Origin of the sequence: Cronobacter universalis NCTC 9529 (assembly GCF_001277175.1) — a bacterium.
GTDB classification, from domain to species: domain Bacteria; phylum Pseudomonadota; class Gammaproteobacteria; order Enterobacterales; family Enterobacteriaceae; genus Cronobacter; species Cronobacter universalis.
In genome coordinates this window covers 371658-389116 of record NZ_CP012257.1, presented here as the reverse complement: position 1 = coordinate 389116, position 17459 = coordinate 371658, and the positions used below count along the sequence as shown (strand labels likewise).

The 17459-nt window shown below is 56.3% G+C and carries 15 protein-coding genes; 13 read left to right on the top strand and 2 right to left on the bottom strand.

Annotated features, from left to right (window positions below; all coding sequences use genetic code 11):
- Positions 1 to 92: 92 nt before the first annotated feature.
- The 7 genes from AFK65_RS01800 (at position 93) to AFK65_RS01770 (ending at position 7682) form a co-directional block, all read left to right on the top strand.
- Entirely contained in the window at positions 93 to 335 is a 243-nt protein-coding gene (locus tag AFK65_RS01800) for a YhdT family protein (protein ID WP_004387843.1), read from the top strand.
- Positions 325 to 1779: a sodium/pantothenate symporter gene (gene panF / locus AFK65_RS01795; RefSeq protein ID WP_007704797.1), complete on the top strand. Its 1455-nt coding sequence runs from the start codon at positions 325 to 327 to the stop codon at positions 1777 to 1779. Before AFK65_RS01800 ends, panF begins: the two co-directional genes overlap by 11 nt.
- A gap of 8 nt (positions 1780 to 1787) precedes the next feature.
- On the top strand, positions 1788 to 2669 hold the full coding sequence (prmA, locus tag AFK65_RS01790; protein WP_007704794.1) for a 50S ribosomal protein L11 methyltransferase: 882 nt from the start codon (positions 1788 to 1790) through the stop codon (positions 2667 to 2669).
- A 180-nt stretch (positions 2670 to 2849) separates the two neighbouring features.
- Complete coding sequence (locus AFK65_RS01785; protein WP_007704789.1) at positions 2850 to 3590, top strand: carbonic anhydrase; 741 nt, start codon at positions 2850 to 2852, stop codon at positions 3588 to 3590.
- Between the two features lie 373 nt (positions 3591 to 3963).
- On the top strand, positions 3964 to 4929 hold the full coding sequence (gene dusB, locus AFK65_RS01780) for a tRNA dihydrouridine synthase DusB (protein WP_004387847.1): 966 nt from the start codon (positions 3964 to 3966) through the stop codon (positions 4927 to 4929).
- 25 nt (positions 4930 to 4954) lie between these two features.
- Positions 4955 to 5251: a DNA-binding transcriptional regulator Fis gene (gene fis / locus AFK65_RS01775; RefSeq protein WP_000462905.1), complete on the top strand. Its 297-nt coding sequence runs from the start codon at positions 4955 to 4957 to the stop codon at positions 5249 to 5251.
- A gap of 328 nt (positions 5252 to 5579) precedes the next feature.
- A complete protein-coding gene (locus AFK65_RS01770) occupies positions 5580 to 7682 on the top strand; it encodes a putative bifunctional diguanylate cyclase/phosphodiesterase (RefSeq protein WP_007704776.1) in 2103 nt (700 codons plus the stop codon).
- A 41-nt stretch (positions 7683 to 7723) separates the two neighbouring features.
- Here the strand turns inward: AFK65_RS01770 and envR are convergent, their stop codons facing one another.
- The gene (gene envR, locus AFK65_RS01765; RefSeq protein WP_007704773.1) at positions 7724 to 8371 is read right to left on the bottom strand and encodes an acrEF/envCD operon transcriptional regulator; all 648 of its coding nucleotides are present in this window, start codon (positions 8369 to 8371) and stop codon (positions 7724 to 7726) included.
- A gap of 378 nt (positions 8372 to 8749) precedes the next feature.
- On the opposite strand from envR, the gene AFK65_RS01760 reads away from it, so the two are divergent.
- From AFK65_RS01760 to AFK65_RS01750, 3 genes are all read left to right on the top strand, one after another.
- Positions 8750 to 9892: an efflux RND transporter periplasmic adaptor subunit gene (locus tag AFK65_RS01760; protein ID WP_032805146.1), complete on the top strand. Its 1143-nt coding sequence runs from the start codon at positions 8750 to 8752 to the stop codon at positions 9890 to 9892.
- A gap of 9 nt (positions 9893 to 9901) precedes the next feature.
- Positions 9902 to 13021: an efflux RND transporter permease subunit gene (locus AFK65_RS01755; protein ID WP_038858238.1), complete on the top strand. Its 3120-nt coding sequence runs from the start codon at positions 9902 to 9904 to the stop codon at positions 13019 to 13021.
- A gap of 348 nt (positions 13022 to 13369) precedes the next feature.
- Positions 13370 to 13591 (top strand): putative periplasmic lipoprotein, encoded by a 222-nt coding sequence (locus AFK65_RS01750; protein ID WP_007704760.1) that lies wholly within the window; start codon positions 13370 to 13372, stop codon positions 13589 to 13591.
- Between the two features lie 108 nt (positions 13592 to 13699).
- Here the strand turns inward: AFK65_RS01750 and AFK65_RS21985 are convergent, their stop codons facing one another.
- Positions 13700 to 13972 (bottom strand): hypothetical protein, encoded by a 273-nt coding sequence (locus AFK65_RS21985; RefSeq protein WP_155886427.1) that lies wholly within the window; start codon positions 13970 to 13972, stop codon positions 13700 to 13702.
- A 102-nt stretch (positions 13973 to 14074) separates the two neighbouring features.
- On the opposite strand from AFK65_RS21985, the gene AFK65_RS01745 reads away from it, so the two are divergent.
- From AFK65_RS01745 to AFK65_RS01735, 3 genes are all read left to right on the top strand, one after another.
- Entirely contained in the window at positions 14075 to 15100 is a 1026-nt protein-coding gene (locus AFK65_RS01745; protein WP_038858240.1) for an amino acid ABC transporter substrate-binding protein, read from the top strand.
- Between the two features lie 69 nt (positions 15101 to 15169).
- Positions 15170 to 16351, top strand: coding sequence for an amino acid ABC transporter permease (locus AFK65_RS01740; RefSeq protein WP_007704754.1), 1182 nt, complete (start codon positions 15170 to 15172; stop codon positions 16349 to 16351).
- 3 nt (positions 16352 to 16354) lie between these two features.
- A complete protein-coding gene (locus tag AFK65_RS01735) occupies positions 16355 to 17452 on the top strand; it encodes an amino acid ABC transporter permease (protein WP_038858242.1) in 1098 nt (365 codons plus the stop codon).
- Positions 17453 to 17459 lie beyond the last annotated feature (7 nt).

Here is a 17459-nt window from a genome sequence, read left to right as displayed (position 1 = left end):
GCACAAGGCCAGCTCTGCTGGCCTTTATTTTTTGTGCCTCCCCGGAAGTGCCAGGGTACAATCGCCGCTTTCTTCACTGACAGGGTATGACAATGGACAAACGTTTTGTTCAGGCCCATAAAGAAGCGCGCTGGGCGCTGTGGCTGACCCTCCTCTATCTCGCCGCCTGGTTGGTAGCCGCTTACTTACCTGATTCGCAACAGGGCTTCACCGGCCTGCCGCACTGGTTTGAAATGGCCTGCCTGCTGGTGCCGCTGCTGTTTATTCTGCTTTGTTGGCTGATGGTGCGCGTGATTTTCCGCGACATTCCTCTGGAGGATAACGATGCAGCATGAAGTCATAGTGCCGCTGGTCGCCTATTTGCTGGTGGTGTTTGGCCTGTCGCTGTATGCGATGAAGCGCCGCGGCAGCGGTAATTTCCTGAATGAATATTTCCTCGGCAGCCGCTCAATGGGCGGCGTGGTGCTGGCGATGACGCTGACCGCGACCTATATCAGCGCCAGTTCGTTTATCGGCGGGCCGGGCGCCGCGTATAAATATGGGCTCGGCTGGGTGCTGCTGGCGATGATCCAGTTGCCCGCCGTCTGGCTGTCGCTCGGCATTCTCGGTAAAAAATTCGCTATCCTCGCGCGGCGCTATAACGCCGTGACGCTTAACGATATGCTCTACGCGCGCTTTCAGAGCCGCCTGCTGGTGTGGCTGGCGAGCCTGAGCCTGCTGGTGGCGTTTATCGGCGCCATGACGGTGCAGTTTATCGGCGGCGCGCGCCTGCTGGAGACGGCGGCGGGTATTCCTTACGAAACCGGCCTGCTGATTTTCGGCATCAGTATTGCGCTCTATACCGCGTTCGGCGGCTTTCGCGCGAGCGTGCTTAACGACACGCTGCAGGGCCTGGTAATGCTTATCGGCACTGTCGTCCTGCTGGTGGGTGTGGTCCATGCGGCGGGCGGCCTGCACGGCGCGGTGGATAAGCTTCAGCATATCGACCCGAAGCTCGTGTCGCCGCAGGGCGCGGACGGTATTCTGTCGCCAACGTTTATGACCTCGTTCTGGGTGCTGGTCTGTTTCGGGGTGATTGGCCTGCCGCATACGGCGGTGCGCTGTATCTCGTATAAAGACAGCAAAGCGGTGCATCGCGGCATTATTCTCGGCACGATTGTCGTGGCGATATTGATGCTGGGAATGCATCTCGCCGGCGCGCTGGGCCGCGCGGTACTGCCGGATTTGCACGTCCCTGATCTGGTGATCCCGACGCTGATGGTGACGGTCCTGCCGCCTTTCGCCGCCGGGATCTTTCTCGCCGCGCCGATGGCCGCGATTATGTCGACAATCAACGCGCAGCTGTTGCAGTCTTCAGCGACGATCGTCAAAGATCTGTGGCTGAATCTGCGCCCGGCGGAGATCCACAACGAGAAACGCCTGAAGCGGATGTCGTCGCTGATTACGCTAATTCTGAGCGTCCTGCTGTTGCTGGCCGCGTGGCGTCCGCCCGAAATGATTATCTGGCTCAACCTGCTGGCCTTTGGCGGCCTGGAAGCCGTGTTCCTCTGGCCGCTGGTGCTGGGTCTTTACTGGGAGCGCGCCAACGCGGCAGGCGCGCTGTCCGGTATGATTGTCGGCGGCGTGCTTTACGCGCTACTGGCCACGTTTAAAATACAGCTGTTCGGCTTTCATCCGATTGTGCCGTCCCTGCTGCTAAGTCTGCTGGCTTTTGTGGTGGGCAACCTTTTTGGTCGCCCGGTTCCGCAGGCCGCGCCTGTTTCCTCTGTTAATGAATGAGTAATGCCATGCCCTGGATCCAACTGAAAATAAACACCACTGGCGCTAACGCCGAAGCGATTAGCGATGCGCTGATGGAAAGCGGCGCGGTCTCCGTAACCTTCCAGGACACCCACGACACGCCGGTGTTCGAGCCGCTGCCGGGTGAAACGCGTCTGTGGGGCGATACGGACGTCATCGGCCTGTTTGACGCGGAAACGGACATGCAGGACGTGGTCGCCATGCTCGAAAACGCCCCGCTCCCCGGCGCGGGCTTCGCCCATAAAATCGAGCAGCTGGAAGATAAAGACTGGGAGCGGGAGTGGATGGACAACTTCCACCCGATGCGCTTCGGCGAACGCCTGTGGATCTGCCCGAGCTGGCGCGACGTGCCGGATGAAAACGCCGTTAACGTGATGCTCGATCCAGGCCTGGCGTTCGGCACCGGCACGCATCCGACGACCTCCCTCTGCCTGCAGTGGCTGGACGGGCTGGATCTGACCGGTAAAACCGTTATCGATTTCGGCTGCGGCTCCGGCATTCTGGCGATTGCCGCGCTGAAGCTGGGCGCGGCGAAAGCGATCGGCGTGGATATCGACCCTCAGGCGATTCAGGCGAGCCGCGATAATGCCGAGCGCAACGGCGTCTCGGAGCGCCTGGAGCTTTATCTCCCGGAAAACCAGCCTGCCGATATGCAGGCCGATGTCGTGGTCGCCAATATTCTCGCAGGCCCGCTGCGCGAACTGGCGCCGCTGATTAGCGTGCTGCCGGTACAGGGCGGATTGCTGGGGCTTTCCGGCATTCTGGCAAGCCAGGCAGAGAGCGTATGCGAGGCGTATGAAGCGCTGTTCACGCTCGATCCGGTCGTGGAAAAAGAAGAGTGGTGCCGTATTACCGGCCTGAAGCGTTAAAGCCCACCAGTAACGACTGCACTATCAATCGTCACAAAAAAGCGCGGCATCGTCCGCGCTTTTTATTTTTTTATACACTGTTTTGATTTTTGACGGCGCCGCTATAACCTTATAATAACTGTATGAAATATATATTTCGCGAATAAGAAAACATCTATTATTCACACAGAGAATTTGTTTATGGCTACGAAAATTGCTCGTTCCGCCTGGCTCGCGCTGAGTCTCTTCCCTGCGCTGGCGATGGCGTCGCACTGGAGCTATGAAGGCGAAGGCGCGCCCGAACACTGGGGATCGCTGGACCCGGATTTCAGCCTGTGCCAGAAAGGCATGAACCAGTCACCCATTGATATCGACAACACGTTAAAAGCCCATGTCGTACCGCTGAATACGCACTATATTGACGGCCCGTCGCTGATCCTCAATAACGGCCATACCATTCAGGCGACAATGCCGCCAACGACGCAGGATAGCGTCACTATCGACGGCACGGTGTACGCGCTTCAGCAACTCCATTTTCATGCGCCGAGCGAAAACACGCTCCACGGCAAACACTACGATCTCGAAATGCATCTGGTGCATAAAAACGCGGCGGGCGAGATTGCGGTCGTCGCGGTGATGTTTAAAACCGGGGCGGCGAACATCGAACTCGCGAAACTCTGGCAGGCGATGCCTGACCATGCCGACGCCAGCCAGCCGCTGAAGGCCGCCATTGATATCAACAGATTGCTGCCGAAAGACAAGACCTACTATCGCTTTAGCGGCTCGCTGACCACGCCGCCCTGCAGTGAAGGGGTCTCCTGGCTTGTTATGAAGCACCCGCTGACGCTTTCAGCAGAGCAGCTCAATCAATTCAAACAGGTTATGCATCACGACAATAATCGTCCCGTACAACCTCTCCACGGCCGCATCGTCGTAGAATAATTCACTGCGGGCGGAAAAGACCGCCCGCCTTTTAACCAGCATTTCCGCCCTTCCTCGCAGGATCCACCAGCGACATAACGAGACCCAGATCGCATTTTATCGCTTAATTCGCACAATTTATCGCCGTTTATCCCGCTTCTTCCCCTGCCGTTTCGTTAAAAAAAGAACGATTTCCGGGATTTTTTTCGCGCGCGTTTTTTCGTCGATTTTGCTTAACGTTATGATTGTTAAGTTTAATTTATTAGGGGATTCTGTACAGACGCCGATTCATTGATCTGTCGCATCGGATTGTTCAAAGTTTGGCCTTTCATCTCGTGCAAAAAATGCGTAATATACGCCGCCTTGCAGGCACAGTATGGTCATTTCTTCACTCATGCGTATCGGACACTACCAGCTCAGAAATCGCCTGATCGCAGCCCCGATGGCTGGCATTACAGACAGACCGTTTCGGACGCTGTGCTACGAGATGGGAGCAGGGTTAACCGTTTCTGAGATGATGTCCTCTAACCCGGAAGTCTGGGCGAGCGATAAATCCCGGTTGCGGATGGTACATGTGGATGAACCGGGTATTCGCACCGTGCAAATCGCCGGCAGCGTACCCGAAGAGATGGCGGAAGCCGCGCGTATCAACGTGGATAACGGCGCCCAGATTATTGATATCAATATGGGTTGTCCGGCTAAAAAAGTGAATCGCAAGCTGGCAGGTTCAGCCCTTCTGCAATACCCGGATCTGGTGAAGTCAATCCTGACCGCGGTAGTTAACGCAGTGGACGTTCCCGTGACGCTGAAGATTCGCACCGGCTGGGATCCGGCTAACCGTAACTGTGTAGAAATTGCCCAATTGGCTGAAGAATGTGGTATTCAGGCGCTCACGATTCATGGCCGCACGCGCGCCTGTTTGTTTCAGGGCAACGCAGAATACGACAGCATTCGGACAGTTAAGCAGAAGGTCTCCATTCCGGTTATTGCGAATGGCGACATTACTTCCCCGCATAAAGCCAGGGCTGTGCTCGACTATACAGGGGCTGATGCTCTGATGATAGGTCGCGCGGCTCAGGGAAGACCCTGGATCTTCCGGGAAATCCAGCACTATCTGGACACTGGGGAGTTGCTGCCCCCTCTGCCTCTGGCAGAGGTTAAGCGTTTGCTTTGCGCGCACGTTCGGGAATTGCATGACTTTTACGGCCAGGCAAAGGGGTACCGAATCGCGCGTAAACATGTGGCCTGGTATCTCCAGGAACATGCTCCAGATGACCAGTTTCGGCGCACATTCAACGCCATTGAGGATGCCAGCGAACAGCTGGAGGCGTTGGAGGCATACTTCGAAAATTTTGCGTAAACAGAAATAAAGAGCTGACAGAACTATGTTCGAACAACGCGTAAATTCTGACGTACTGACCGTTTCTACCGTTAACTCTCAGGATCAGGTGACTCAAAAGCCCCTGCGTGACTCGGTAAAACAGGCACTGAAGAACTATTTTGCTCAACTGAACGGTCAGGATGTGAATGACCTGTATGAGCTGGTACTGGCTGAAGTAGAACAGCCCCTGTTGGACATGGTGATGCAATACACCCGCGGCAACCAGACCCGCGCTGCGCTGATGATGGGTATCAACCGCGGTACGCTGCGTAAGAAACTGAAAAAATACGGCATGAACTAAGTTCGCTTAGCGAAGCTGATTAAAAAGGCGCGAACCGGCATGGGGAAGCGCCTTTTTTGTTTTCTGCCAGTCGCCCCGCCGCCTTTCTCCCGTCAGGCCTGACAAATACCGCCTCCGCGCTACACTAATGACAGTATCGTGCCAGAAATATCGGCGCTGTAGCGACATTGCTGAACACGGTTATACCTGTCAAATCCATTGTCATTAAGGGGTCTTAAATCGCTTCCGCCGGATTTTCGGCAGTGATAATGTTCAGCGCTCCCTCTACACTCCGCAGACCCGCCCTCCAGGGCCTGAGGATGCACGACCCTATTTTGGATAAAACGCCATGCTGGTTAGTCATTACGATCATGTTCTTGTTGTGACCTCGTTTATTGTGGCTATCCTGGCGTCAAGCACCGCGCTGAATATGGCCGGACGCGTGACCACCAGCAGCGGCCACGTCGCGCGCATCTGGCTGACGGGCGGCAGCGTCGCAATGGGGATCGGCATCTGGGCGATGCATTTTATCGGCATGCTGGCGATGAGCCTGCCTGTCACGCTCAGTTATGACCCGCTTATTACCGCGGCATCGCTGCTTATCGCCATCGGCTCCGCGCTGTTCGCGCTCTGGCTGGTGTGCGGCGCTGAGCTGAAAGTGTCGCGTCTTATTCCGGGCTCGCTCGTACTGGGCTGCGGCATTGCGGCCATGCACTATACCGGCATGGCGGCGCTGCTGGTGGAGCCAGGCATCGTCTGGGCCTGGGGATGGGTGGCGCTGTCTGTGGTAATTGCCCTGCTGGCCTCGGTGGCCGCGCTGTGGCTCACTTTCCGGTTACGTCAGGATGTCGGCCACGTCGCACTGATGCGCGCGGGCGCCGCCATCATTATGGGCATTGCAATCGCGGGCATGCATTATACCGGCATGATGGCGGCCAATTTCCCCGGTCATACCCATGCGACGCACATGGGCGTGAACACCCGCTGGCTGGCGCTGGTCGTGACGCTGGTGACGCTCGCGATCCTCGCCATCTCTCTGCTCGTCTCGATGTTCGATGCCCGTCTGCAGGCGCGCACCTCGCTGCTCGCCTCTTCACTGGCTGAAGCCAATAAAGAACTCGCCCAGCTGGCGCTGCACGATACGCTCACGCGCCTGCCAAACCGCATTCTGCTTGAGGATCGTCTCGATCAGGCCATTCGCAAAGCCGATCGCGAAGAGAGCCGTTTCGCGCTGATGTTTATGGATCTCGACGGTTTTAAAGCCGTGAATGACGCCTACGGACATAACACGGGCGACCGGCTGTTAGTCGCCGTGACCGAACGCCTGAAGGAACAGCTGAAAGGGCAGTTTACGCTGGCGCGCATCGGCGGCGATGAGTTTGTATTACTGGCGGAAACCGACCAGCCTGACGACGCGGCGGGGCTCGCCAACGCCCTGGTCCACGCGTTTGATCATCCTTTTGCCATTGAGCCTTATGACGTCGTGGTGACGATCAGCATTGGCATCGCGTTCTACCCGCACGACGGCAAAAATAGCCGTGAACTGCTGTTTAACGCCGACGCCGCGATGTACCACACCAAACATACCGGCCGAAACGGTTATAGTTTTTTCCAGCCCTCGATGAACACCCAGGCGCAGACCCAGCTTCAGTTGATGAACGATCTCTGGCTGGCGCGCGAGCGTAAAGAGCTGCGCCTTGTTTATCAGCCAAAATTCCAGGCGCCTGCCGGACCGGTTGTTGGTTTCGAGGCGCTGCTGCGCTGGCAGCACCCGCAATACGGGCTGCTCTCGCCTGACGCTTTCCTGCCGCTCGCGGAGAAAACCGGGATGATCATCAGTATTGGCGAATGGGTGCTGGACGAAGCCTGTCGCCAGTTGAATGAATGGCATCAGGCGGGACATAAGGCGTGGTCAGTCGCGGTGAATCTGTCCACGATGCAGTTTGAACAGCCGGGCCTGGTCGAAATGGTGATGGACTGTCTTGAACGCCATCAGATAGCGCCGGAGAAACTGATTCTGGAAGTGACTGAAACCACGGCCATGAGCAATCCTGATGAAAGCGTGCGGCTGCTTACCCGGCTCACCGAGCTTGGCGTAAAAGCCTCAATTGACGATTTCGGCACGGGTTATTCGAGCCTGCTCTACCTGAAGCGGTTGCCCGCCAGCGAGCTCAAAATCGACCGCGCGTTTGTGAATGAATTACGCGCCGAGGGCGAGGACGCGACGATTGTGTCCGCCATTGTGGCGCTGGCGAAAACCCTTAATCTGCGGGTGGTCGCCGAAGGGGTGGAAACGGTTGAACAGCAGCAGTTCCTCACCGAGCTTGGCTGTAATACTTTACAGGGCTACCTGCTCGGCAAGCCGCTGGCGCCGGACGTGATCTCGCGTGAAGGTGAAAATCTGGCGCATTCCCAACCAGCCGCCGCAGCAGAAGAAAACGCGTCGGGCTGATCCTCACGCCAGCAGCGACCGCGCCGCTGGCGAAAACGCGTTTATTTGTGATTATCTTCGTACGCGCCATTATTTTCCGGGCGCGGCAGCATGCGTAATATATTGTCCACCAGCGCGGGCGCTTGTCTGAAAATATCGTACGCGTCCGGCTGAAATAGCCAGTTTTTAAGAATGCCGCTCAGGCAGCCGTGTAAAATCGTTAACATAATATCGACATCCAGAGAGTCCGCTATCTGTTTATCCGCCATCCCTTGCCGCAGTAATTCCCCGACATAACGCCGACTGAACCCGATGCGCTCGCGAATGTCGCTCTCCGGCATCATCGCTTCATCGAATTCGCATTTACGGTAAAGAATTTGCAGCAATGCGCGCTGGCGCGGACTACTGGCGATATATTGCAATGCGGCAATAAACGTTTCGCGTAATAAACGTAAGGGATCCCGCCATGCGTCTTGCGGAATGGCAGGACGAATAATGTCCCTTACGGGTAATTGCTGCTGCCAGATTGCGTTAAACAGTTCCGCTTTACTGGTGAAATGCCAGTACACCGCGCCGCGGGTCACCTGCGCGGCCTGCGCGATGTCCGTAAGCGTGGTATGCGCGACGCCGCGCTCGGCGAACGTAAAGATAGCGGCATCGATCAGTTGCTGGCGCGTTTTGAGCGCCTCCTGTTTGGTTCTCCGGGCCATAAATCACCTTGCCTTTTCCTGGCGGGCTAGTCATCAAAAAGTGCGTTGCCGTTTTATCACACCTTTTATTTTCAGGCTTAGGATTTTATATATAGATTTAAAGAATGAGTTAATAATTAGAATACACAAAATAAATACATTTCATTCTCGACATGTTTTTAATCAGCCAGAAACAAAATTATTTCAGAAATCATAAAACCAAAAAGAAATGAAGCGCTTCCTTTGCTTTCTGATGCTTTTCGCTGTCCGAATAAATAAGGAATACTGACACAGAGGCCGGATTATTTGTACGATAGCGCCCTGTTATTTTCATCGCCCCCATATTCCTGCTACCGGCCTGACGGTGGATATCGTATTTATGCTAATAAAGGAACAGCAATGACCAATTATGCCAGGCTTCTGCTTATGCCTCTTGGCCTGTACCTCTGTGTGTCAGGGATGACAGGTTGTGATAACCAAACTGATGAGGCGCCTGCCGCCGCCGCGCCGCAGGTTACCGTGCATGTCGTTCAGCCTTCTCCCGTCGCGGTAGTGACGGAGCTACCAGGCCGCACCCGCGCTTTTCGCGTAGCCCAGGTCCGTCCACAGGTCAGCGGCATTATCCTCAGCCGAAACTTTACCGAAGGCGCGGATGTGAACGCAGGCGACTCGCTCTACCAGATCGATCCGGCGATGTATCAGGCGGCGTGGCAGAGCGCCAGAGGGGATCTCGCGAAAGCCCAGGCCGCGGCCGGGATGGCCCGCCTGACGGTAAAACGCTACGCGGCGCTGACGGACACGCAGTACATCAGCAAGCAGGAGTATGACGAGGCGGTAGCAAGTGCCCATCAGGCCGAGGCGAGCGTGGCGGCGGCGAAAGCGGCGCTGGAGAGCGCCAGAATCAATCTGGCCTGGACGAAAGTCACCTCGCCGATCACTGGTCGCATCGGTAAATCGAATGTCACCGAAGGCGCGCTTGTCACCAGCAGCCAGGCGAGCGAACTGGCGACGGTGCAGCAGCTCGACCCGATGTATGTGGACGTCACGCAATCCAGCACCGACTTCCTGCGCCTGAAAAACGCGATGGCCCAGGGGAGCGTTGAAAAAGAAGCCAGTGACGGCAACGTCGAACTGGTGATGGAAAACGGCGACACCTATCCGCTGAAAGGCCAGTTGCAATTCTCCGACGTCACCGTCGATGAAAGCACCGGCTCCATTACGCTGCGCGCTATTTTCCCGAACCCGCAGCATCTCCTGCTGCCAGGGATGTTCGTGCGCGCCCGCATTCACGAAGGCATTCAGCCTGACGCCATTCTGGTGCCTCAACAGGGTGTGACGCGCACCCCGCGCGGCGAGGCGATGGTCATGGTCGTTAATGAGAAAAACCAGGTGGAAAACCGCAGCGTCACCACAAGCCAGGCCATTAAAGAGAGCTGGCTCGTCACCAGCGGGCTCAAAACGGGCGAGAAAGTCATCATCAGCGGGCTGCAAAAAGCGCATCCGGGCGCGGTCGTCACGCCTGTTTCCACACCTGTGAAATAAGGTGACGTCATGGCTAACTTTTTTATTCAACGCCCCATTTTCGCCTGGGTTCTGGCCATCATCATGATGATGGCGGGCGCGCTGGCTATTCTGCAACTGCCCATCGCCCAGTATCCGACCATCGCCCCGCCAGCCATCGCTGTTTCGGCCACTTACCCGGGCGCCGATGCGCAGACGGTACAGGATACAGTGACGCAGGTTATCGAACAGAACATGAACGGCATCGATAATCTGATGTATATGTCCTCCACCAGCGACTCCGCGGGCGGCGTGACCGTCACGCTGACCTTTACGTCCGGTACCGATCCGGATATCGCCCAGGTGCAGGTACAGAACAAACTGCAGCTTGCGATGCCGCTGCTGCCGCAGGAGGTTCAGCAACAGGGCGTGAGCGTCGAGAAATCCAGCAGCAGCTTTCTGCTGGTCGCCGGGTTTATCAGCGACAACCCGTTACTGACGCAGGAAGATATCGCCGACTACGTCTCTTCAGACGTTAAAGACACCATCAGCCGCACCAACGGCGTCGGCGACGTGCAGCTGTTCGGCGCGCAGTACGCCATGCGCATCTGGCTTGATACCCATGCGATGAATAACTACCAGCTCACGCCGCTGGATATTATTAATCAGCTGAAAGCGCAGAATAACCAGATAGCCGCAGGCCAGCTCGGCGGCACGCCCGCCGTGCCGGGGCAACAGCTTAACGCGTCAATCATCGCCCAGACGCGGCTTAAAGATCCGCAGGAGTTTGGCCGGGTGATGCTGAAAGTTAATCCGGACGGCTCGCAGGTGCGGTTACGCGACGTGGCGCGCATTGAGCTTGGCGGCGAGAACTACAATATGCTGACCAAAATCAACGGTCAGCCCGCCACGGGGCTTGGAATTAAACTCGCCACCGGCGCCAACGCGCTGGATACCGCAGAGGCGATCAAGACGACGCTTGCCGATTTACAGCGCTATTTCCCGCAGGGCATGAAGGTGGTTTACCCCTACGACACCACGCCGTTTGTGAAAATCTCCATTCACGAAGTGGTGAAGACGCTGTTTGAAGCCATCGTCCTGGTTTTCCTGGTGATGTATCTGTTCCTGCAAAACCTGCGGGCGACGCTTATCCCTACCATCGCCGTGCCGGTGGTGCTGCTCGGCACCTTCGCGGTGCTGGCGGCGTTCGGCTATTCCATTAATACCCTGACGATGTTTGGCATGGTGCTGGCGATAGGGCTGCTGGTGGATGACGCCATCGTAGTGGTCGAGAACGTCGAGCGCGTGATGGTGGAAGAGAAACTGCCGCCTAAAGAGGCGACGCAGCTGTCGATGTCGCAGATTCAGGGCGCGCTGGTGGGGATCGCGATGGTGCTCTCCGCCGTTTTCGTGCCGATGGCGTTCTTTGGCGGCTCGACCGGCGCTATCTACCGGCAGTTTTCCGTCACCATCGTTTCTTCTATGGCGCTTTCCGTGCTGGTGGCGCTGATACTCACCCCCGCCCTGTGCGCCACGCTGCTTAAACCGGTAAGTGACGATCACCACGCGCAGAAAGCGAAATTTTTCGTCTGGTTTAACGCGCGCTTTGACTTAAGCGTGAATCATTACACCCAGAGCGTCGGCGGCATTCTGCATAAAACCGGGCGCTATCTTTTGCTCTATCTGCTGATTGTCGCGGGGATGACGGTGCTGTTTGTCCGCCTGCCGACATCCTTCCTGCCTGAGGAAGATCAGGGCGTCTTTATGACGATGGTGCAGCTGCCGTCAGGCGCGACGCAGGCGCGCACCCAGCAGGTGCTCGATCAGGTGACGCATTACTATCTCAACGATGAAAAAGCCAATGTGGAATCGGTGTTTACCGTTAGCGGCTTTAGCTTCAGCGGTCAGGGGCAAAACGCCGGGATCGCGTTTATCAGCCTTAAGCCCTGGGAGGCGCGCCCTGGCCATGAAAACAGCGTCGGGGCGATTGTCTCCCGCGCCAGCCATGCCTTCAGCAAAATCCAGGACGGGCTGGTTTTCCCGTTTAACCTGCCGGCTATCCTTGAACTGGGCACCGCGACCGGTTTTGACTTCGAGCTGAAAGACCAGGCCAACCTTGGGCATGGCGCACTGACGCAGGCGCGCAATCAGTTACTCGGTATGGTTCATGAGCATCCGGATGTGCTGACGCGCGTGCGCCCGAATGGGCTTGAGGATACGCCGCAGTTCAAGCTGGATGTGGATCAGGAGAAAGCGCAGGCGCTGGGCGTGTCGATTCCGGATATCAACCAGACGATTATGACGGCGCTGGGCGGCACTTATGTTAACGATTTTATCGACCGGGGCCGCGTGAAAAAAGTCTACGTTCAGGCCGATGCGACGTTCCGTATGTTGCCGTCGGATATCGGCGCTATTTACGTGCGCGGCAGCGGCGGCGATATGGTGCCGCTCTCCGCGTTTACCACCTCGCACTGGATCTACGGCTCACCCCGCCTGGAGCGTTACAACGGGATGCCATCCATGGAAATTCTGGGTGAGGCGGCCCCTGGCAGAAGTACCGGCGAAGCGATGGCGCTTATGGAGAGCCTCGCCGCGAAACTGCCTTCTGGCATTGGCTACGACTGGACCGGGCTCTCTTATCAGGAACGCCTTTCCGGCAACCAGGCGCCCGCGTTATACGCTATTTCGCTGGTGGTCGTGTTCCTGTGCCTGGCGGCGCTCTATGAAAGCTGGTCGATTCCGTTTTCGGTGATGCTGGTGGTGCCGCTGGGGATTATCGGCGCGCTGCTGGCAGCCTCGCTGCGCGGGCTCAATAATGACGTCTATTTCCAGGTAGGCCTGCTGACAACCATTGGACTGTCGGCGAAAAACGCCATTCTGATTGTTGAGTTCGCCAAAGACCTGATGGAAAAAGAAGGCCGCAGCCTGACGGAGGCGACGCTTGAAGCGGTGCGCTTACGTCTGCGCCCTATTCTGATGACATCGCTGGCGTTTATTCTCGGCGTGCTGCCGCTGGTGCTGAATAACGGCGCGAGAAGCGGCGCGCAGAACGCGGTCGGCACCGGCGTGATGGGCGGTATGCTGAGCGCCACGCTGCTGGCGATTTTCTTCGTTCCTGTGTTCTTCGTGGTGGTCCGCCGACGTTTTATAAAACCGAATGGCAATGCGTAAATGCTAATTACAGGGCGCCAGCGTGGCGCCTTGTTTTATTCCGCTTATCTGATTTTGTATTTTGCTTTATCATTGCAAATACCATAACTCCTTATTGTCATTAGCTTATTATTCCCTGCATCGTAACGGTACGGGATAACGTAAAGCGCCATTCTTCATAATTTCTTCACATTAACCCCGTTTCACGCCCTGTTCATCCATCTTTTTTACATTTCACATGAATTGCAATTATTGTCTGCTCAACGCATCACCAGACGCGTGATAACCTTCTTTTATTGGCCGCTGTCGATAAATGATTTCTGTGTTCGAATCGTTTCGGGACGACAATTTATTCTGTAGAGGTGAATGATGAAAAAACTAATTCCCGCCGCGCTGCTGTGTACGTTACTGGCTGGCTGCGCCCATGATTCTCCTTGCGTGCCGGTTTATGACGATCAGGGCCGTCTGGTTCATACCAACACCTGCATGAAAGGCACCACGCAGGATAACTGGGAAACCGCAGGCGCCGTCGCGGGCGGTGCCGCCGCGCTCGCCGGGTTAACGATGGGCATTATCGCGCTGAGTAAATAAGCGAAAATCGGCGGGCCGATCCACGCCCGCCTCGCTGCTTTAAAACGGTGCAGAGTTTTGTCATAAGGTAAAATTTTGGCATTGCTTTGGCGCATAATAAAAAAGACGTCATAAAACGGACGTCTTCTTTACCCTCAACGCCTCGTTATTTTCATTCCCCGCATGAGTTCTCTCACCGGTTTTTCCGATGCTTGTTCCGGCAATATTAACGCAGTAAATTACTCTCCAGCCGCCTGAATAAAAGCGCTGATTATTTTGCTCCAAAATGTGGCGCGTATTGTCTTTTTGCACTTTTTCAGTGCGATTATTTTTTCTTTTTCTGTCTACACTTCGCTTAATACATCTGCGCATGGCTTTTTTGGGCTGATGTAAACCTGGCACTCCCTTTGCTTTACCCCCTATGGCTTATGCCACAGACAGCAAACTGGCGCCTCCCGGTCGCCTTATATCTATAACGATAATTCTCGCCACACAGGATGCATTATGAAGAAGATGATGATCGCCACTCTGGCCGCCGCAGGCACGCTGCTCGCCGTTGCTAACCAGGCCCATGCCGGCGCCACGCTGGACAGTGTGAAAAAGAAAGGTTTTGTGCAGTGCGGCATCAGTGACGGTTTGCCGGGCTTTTCCTATGCGGATGCCGGCGGCAAGTTTACCGGTATCGACGTTGATGTCTGCCGCGGCGTGGCTGCTGCTGTCTTTGGCGACGCGTCAAAAGTGAAATATACCCCGCTGACCGCGAAAGAGCGCTTCACCGCGCTGCAATCCGGCGAAGTGGATGTGCTGTCCCGTAATACCACCTGGACGTCATCACGCGATGCGGGCATGGGCATGTCGTTTACGGGCGTCACCTATTACGACGGTATCGGCTTCCTGACCCATAACAAAGCAGGCCTGAAAAGCGCTAAAGAGCTGGATGGCGCAACCGTGTGTATCCAGGCCGGTACTGACACCGAGCTGAACGTGGCGGATTATTTTAAAGCCAACAATATGAAATATACGCCGGTGACCTTCGATCGTTCCGATGAGTCAGCCAAAGCGCTGGAATCCGGGCGCTGCGATACGCTGGCCTCCGACCAGTCTCAGCTCTACGCGCTGCGCATTAAGCTTAGCAACCCGGCCGAATGGATTGTCCTGCCGGAAGTGATCTCTAAAGAACCGCTGGGCCCGGTTGTTCGCCGCGGCGATGAGGAGTGGTTCTCCATTGTGCGCTGGACGCTGTTCGCCATGCTGAACGCCGAAGAGATGGGTATCGATTCTAAAAACGTGGACGCCAAAGCGGCGAATCCTTCCACGCCGGATATGGCGCATCTGTTAGGCAAAGAAGGCGACTACGGCAAGGATCTGAAGCTGGATAATAAGTGGGCTTATAACATCATCAAGCAGGTCGGTAACTATGGCGAGATCTTCGAGCGTAACGTCGGCCAGGAAAGCCCGCTGAAGATCAAACGCGGCCAGAACAACCTCTGGAATAAAGGCGGTATTCAGTACGCGCCGCCGGTGCGTTAAGCAGTATGCCGTTACGGGCGTCGCCCTGGCGACGCCCAGCCCAGAGTTATGGTTGCCTGAGGTTTACCTATGTTGCATCGACGCCCTGGCGTGAAAGGACCTCTCTCCCTTTCCAGCCCTGCGGTTCGCGCGTGGCTGTACCAGATTGTGGCGATTGCTGTCGTGCTTGGCATCGCCGCGTATTTAATTCATAACACCATTACCAACCTGAACAGCCGGGGTATTACCTCGGGGTTTGCGTTTCTCGAACGCAGCGCCGGGTTTGGCATCGTTCAGCATCTGATTGATTACCAGGAAGGCGATACGTATGGCCGCGTTTTCCTGGTCGGTCTGATGAATACGCTGCTGGTCTCCGCGCTCTGTATCGTTTTCGCCTCGTTTCTCGGCTTCTTTATCGGCCTTGCGCGTCTCTCCGATAACTGGCTGCTGCGTAAACTCTCCACTATTTATATCGAGACCTTCCGCAATATTCCGCCGCTGTTACAGATCTTCTTCTGGTATTTCGCGGTACTGCGTAACTTACCGGGCCCCCGGCAGGCAGTGAGCGCGTTCGATCTGGCGTTTTTAAGCAACCGCGGGCTTTACCTGCCGTCGCCTGAGGCGGGAGAAGGCGCACTGGCCTTTATCGCCGCGCTGGTTATCGCGCTAATACTTTCCGCCGGGTTGTATCGCTTTAATAAAAAGCATCAGATGAAAACGGGCCAGCTGCGGCGTACCTGGCCGACGCTGCTGTTACTTATCATTGTGTTGCCATTGCTGGCGCATCTGGCGTTCGGCCCCGCGCTGCACTGGGATGTGCCTGCGCTGCGCGGATTTAACTTCCGCGGCGGGCTGGCGCTCATCCCGGAACTGGCGGCGCTGACGCTGGCGCTTTCTGTTTATACCTCCGCCTTTATCGCTGAGATTATCCGCGCCGGGATTTTGTCCGTCCCGCACGGCCAGCATGAGGCGGCCCGGTCGTTAGGCCTGCCGAACCCGGTCACGCTGTGGCAGGTGATTATTCCGCAGGCGATGCGCGTCATTATTCCGCCATTAACCAGCCAGTATCTGAACATTGTGAAAAACTCATCACTGGCGGCCGCTATCGGTTACCCCGATATGGTGTCGCTGTTTGCCGGTACGGTGCTGAACCAGACCGGACAGGCGATTGAAACGATCGCTATCACAATGTCGGTCTACCTGATTATCAGTCTGTCGATTTCACTCCTGATGAACCTTTATAACCGGCGTATAGCCCTGGTGGAGCGCTAAACCATGACGACGAATGCGATATCGCCTGCTCCTGCGCGTCCGGTTAACCGCGGCGCGCTGGTCTGGATGCGCAAAAACCTGTTCTCCAGCTGGAGTAATAGCCTGCTGACGCTGTTTTGTCTCTGGATGATGTGGGAGCTTATCCCGCCGCTGCTGAACTGGGCGTTTTTTCAGGCCAACTGGGTAGGCAGCACCCGCGCCGACTGCACCAAAGAAGGCGCCTGCTGGGTATTTATTCATGCCCGCTTCGGCCAGTTTATGTATGGGCTCTACCCGCACAACGAACGCTGGCGCATTAATCTGGCGCTGATTATCGGTCTGGTCTCGATTGTGCCAATATTCTGGAAATCTCTGCCGCAGCGCGGTCGCTATATCGCGTGCTGGGCCATCGCATATCCCGTTGTGGTGTGGTGGCTGCTGTATGGCGGTTTTCTGGGACTGGAGCGCGTCGAAACCCGCCAGTGGGGCGGACTTACGCTGACGCTGATTATCGCCTCGGTGGGAATAGCCGGCGCGCTGCCGCTGGGGATCCTGCTGGCGCTGGGGCGTCGCTCCCGGATGCCGGTGGTGCGGGTGCTCTCGGTGATTTTTATTGAGTTCTGGCGCGGCGTACCGCTTATCACGGTACTGTTTATGTCATCCGTGATGCTGCCGCTGTTTATGGCGGAAGGAACCAGCATCGACAAGCTTATTCGCGCGCTGGTCGGGGTAATTCTGTTCCAGTCCGCCTATGTGGCGGAAGTGGTGCGTGGTGGGTTACAGGCGCTGCCCAAGGGCCAGTACGAGGCCGCGGAATCACTGGCGCTGGGCTACTGGAAAACGCAGGGGCTGGTGATCCTGCCGCAGGCGCTGAAGCTTGTGATACCGGGTCTGGTCAATACCATCATCGCCCTTTTTAAAGATACGAGTCTGGTCATTATTATCGGGCTTTTCGATCTGTTCAGCAGCGTCCAACAGGCGACTGTCGATCCCGCCTGGCTCGGGATGTCGACGGAGGGCTATGTTTTCGCCGCGCTGATCTACTGGATCTTCTGCTTTAGCATGTCGCGCTACAGCCAGCATCTGGAAAAGCGCTTTCACACCGGGCGTACGCCGCACTGAGGATAAC

Excerpts from the sequence above, each read along its gene's own strand:
- AFK65_RS01800 (WP_004387843.1), top strand. The coding sequence starts at position 93 with ATGGACAAACGTTTTGTTCAGGCCCATAAAGAAGCGCGCTGGGCGCTG.
- panF (WP_007704797.1), top strand. The coding sequence starts at position 325 with ATGCAGCATGAAGTCATAGTGCCGCTGGTCGCCTATTTGCTGGTGGTG.
- prmA (WP_007704794.1), top strand. The coding sequence starts at position 1,788 with ATGCCCTGGATCCAACTGAAAATAAACACCACTGGCGCTAACGCCGAA.
- AFK65_RS01785 (WP_007704789.1), top strand. The coding sequence starts at position 2,850 with ATGGCTACGAAAATTGCTCGTTCCGCCTGGCTCGCGCTGAGTCTCTTC.
- dusB (WP_004387847.1), top strand. The coding sequence starts at position 3,964 with ATGCGTATCGGACACTACCAGCTCAGAAATCGCCTGATCGCAGCCCCG.
- fis (WP_000462905.1), top strand. The coding sequence starts at position 4,955 with ATGTTCGAACAACGCGTAAATTCTGACGTACTGACCGTTTCTACCGTT.
- AFK65_RS01770 (WP_007704776.1), top strand. The coding sequence starts at position 5,580 with ATGCTGGTTAGTCATTACGATCATGTTCTTGTTGTGACCTCGTTTATT.
- envR (WP_007704773.1), bottom strand. The coding sequence starts at position 8,371 with ATGGCCCGGAGAACCAAACAGGAGGCGCTCAAAACGCGCCAGCAACTG.
- AFK65_RS01760 (WP_032805146.1), top strand. The coding sequence starts at position 8,750 with ATGACCAATTATGCCAGGCTTCTGCTTATGCCTCTTGGCCTGTACCTC.
- AFK65_RS01755 (WP_038858238.1), top strand. The coding sequence starts at position 9,902 with ATGGCTAACTTTTTTATTCAACGCCCCATTTTCGCCTGGGTTCTGGCC.
- AFK65_RS01750 (WP_007704760.1), top strand. The coding sequence starts at position 13,370 with ATGAAAAAACTAATTCCCGCCGCGCTGCTGTGTACGTTACTGGCTGGC.
- AFK65_RS01745 (WP_038858240.1), top strand. The coding sequence starts at position 14,075 with ATGAAGAAGATGATGATCGCCACTCTGGCCGCCGCAGGCACGCTGCTC.
- AFK65_RS01740 (WP_007704754.1), top strand. The coding sequence starts at position 15,170 with ATGTTGCATCGACGCCCTGGCGTGAAAGGACCTCTCTCCCTTTCCAGC.
- AFK65_RS01735 (WP_038858242.1), top strand. The coding sequence starts at position 16,355 with ATGACGACGAATGCGATATCGCCTGCTCCTGCGCGTCCGGTTAACCGC.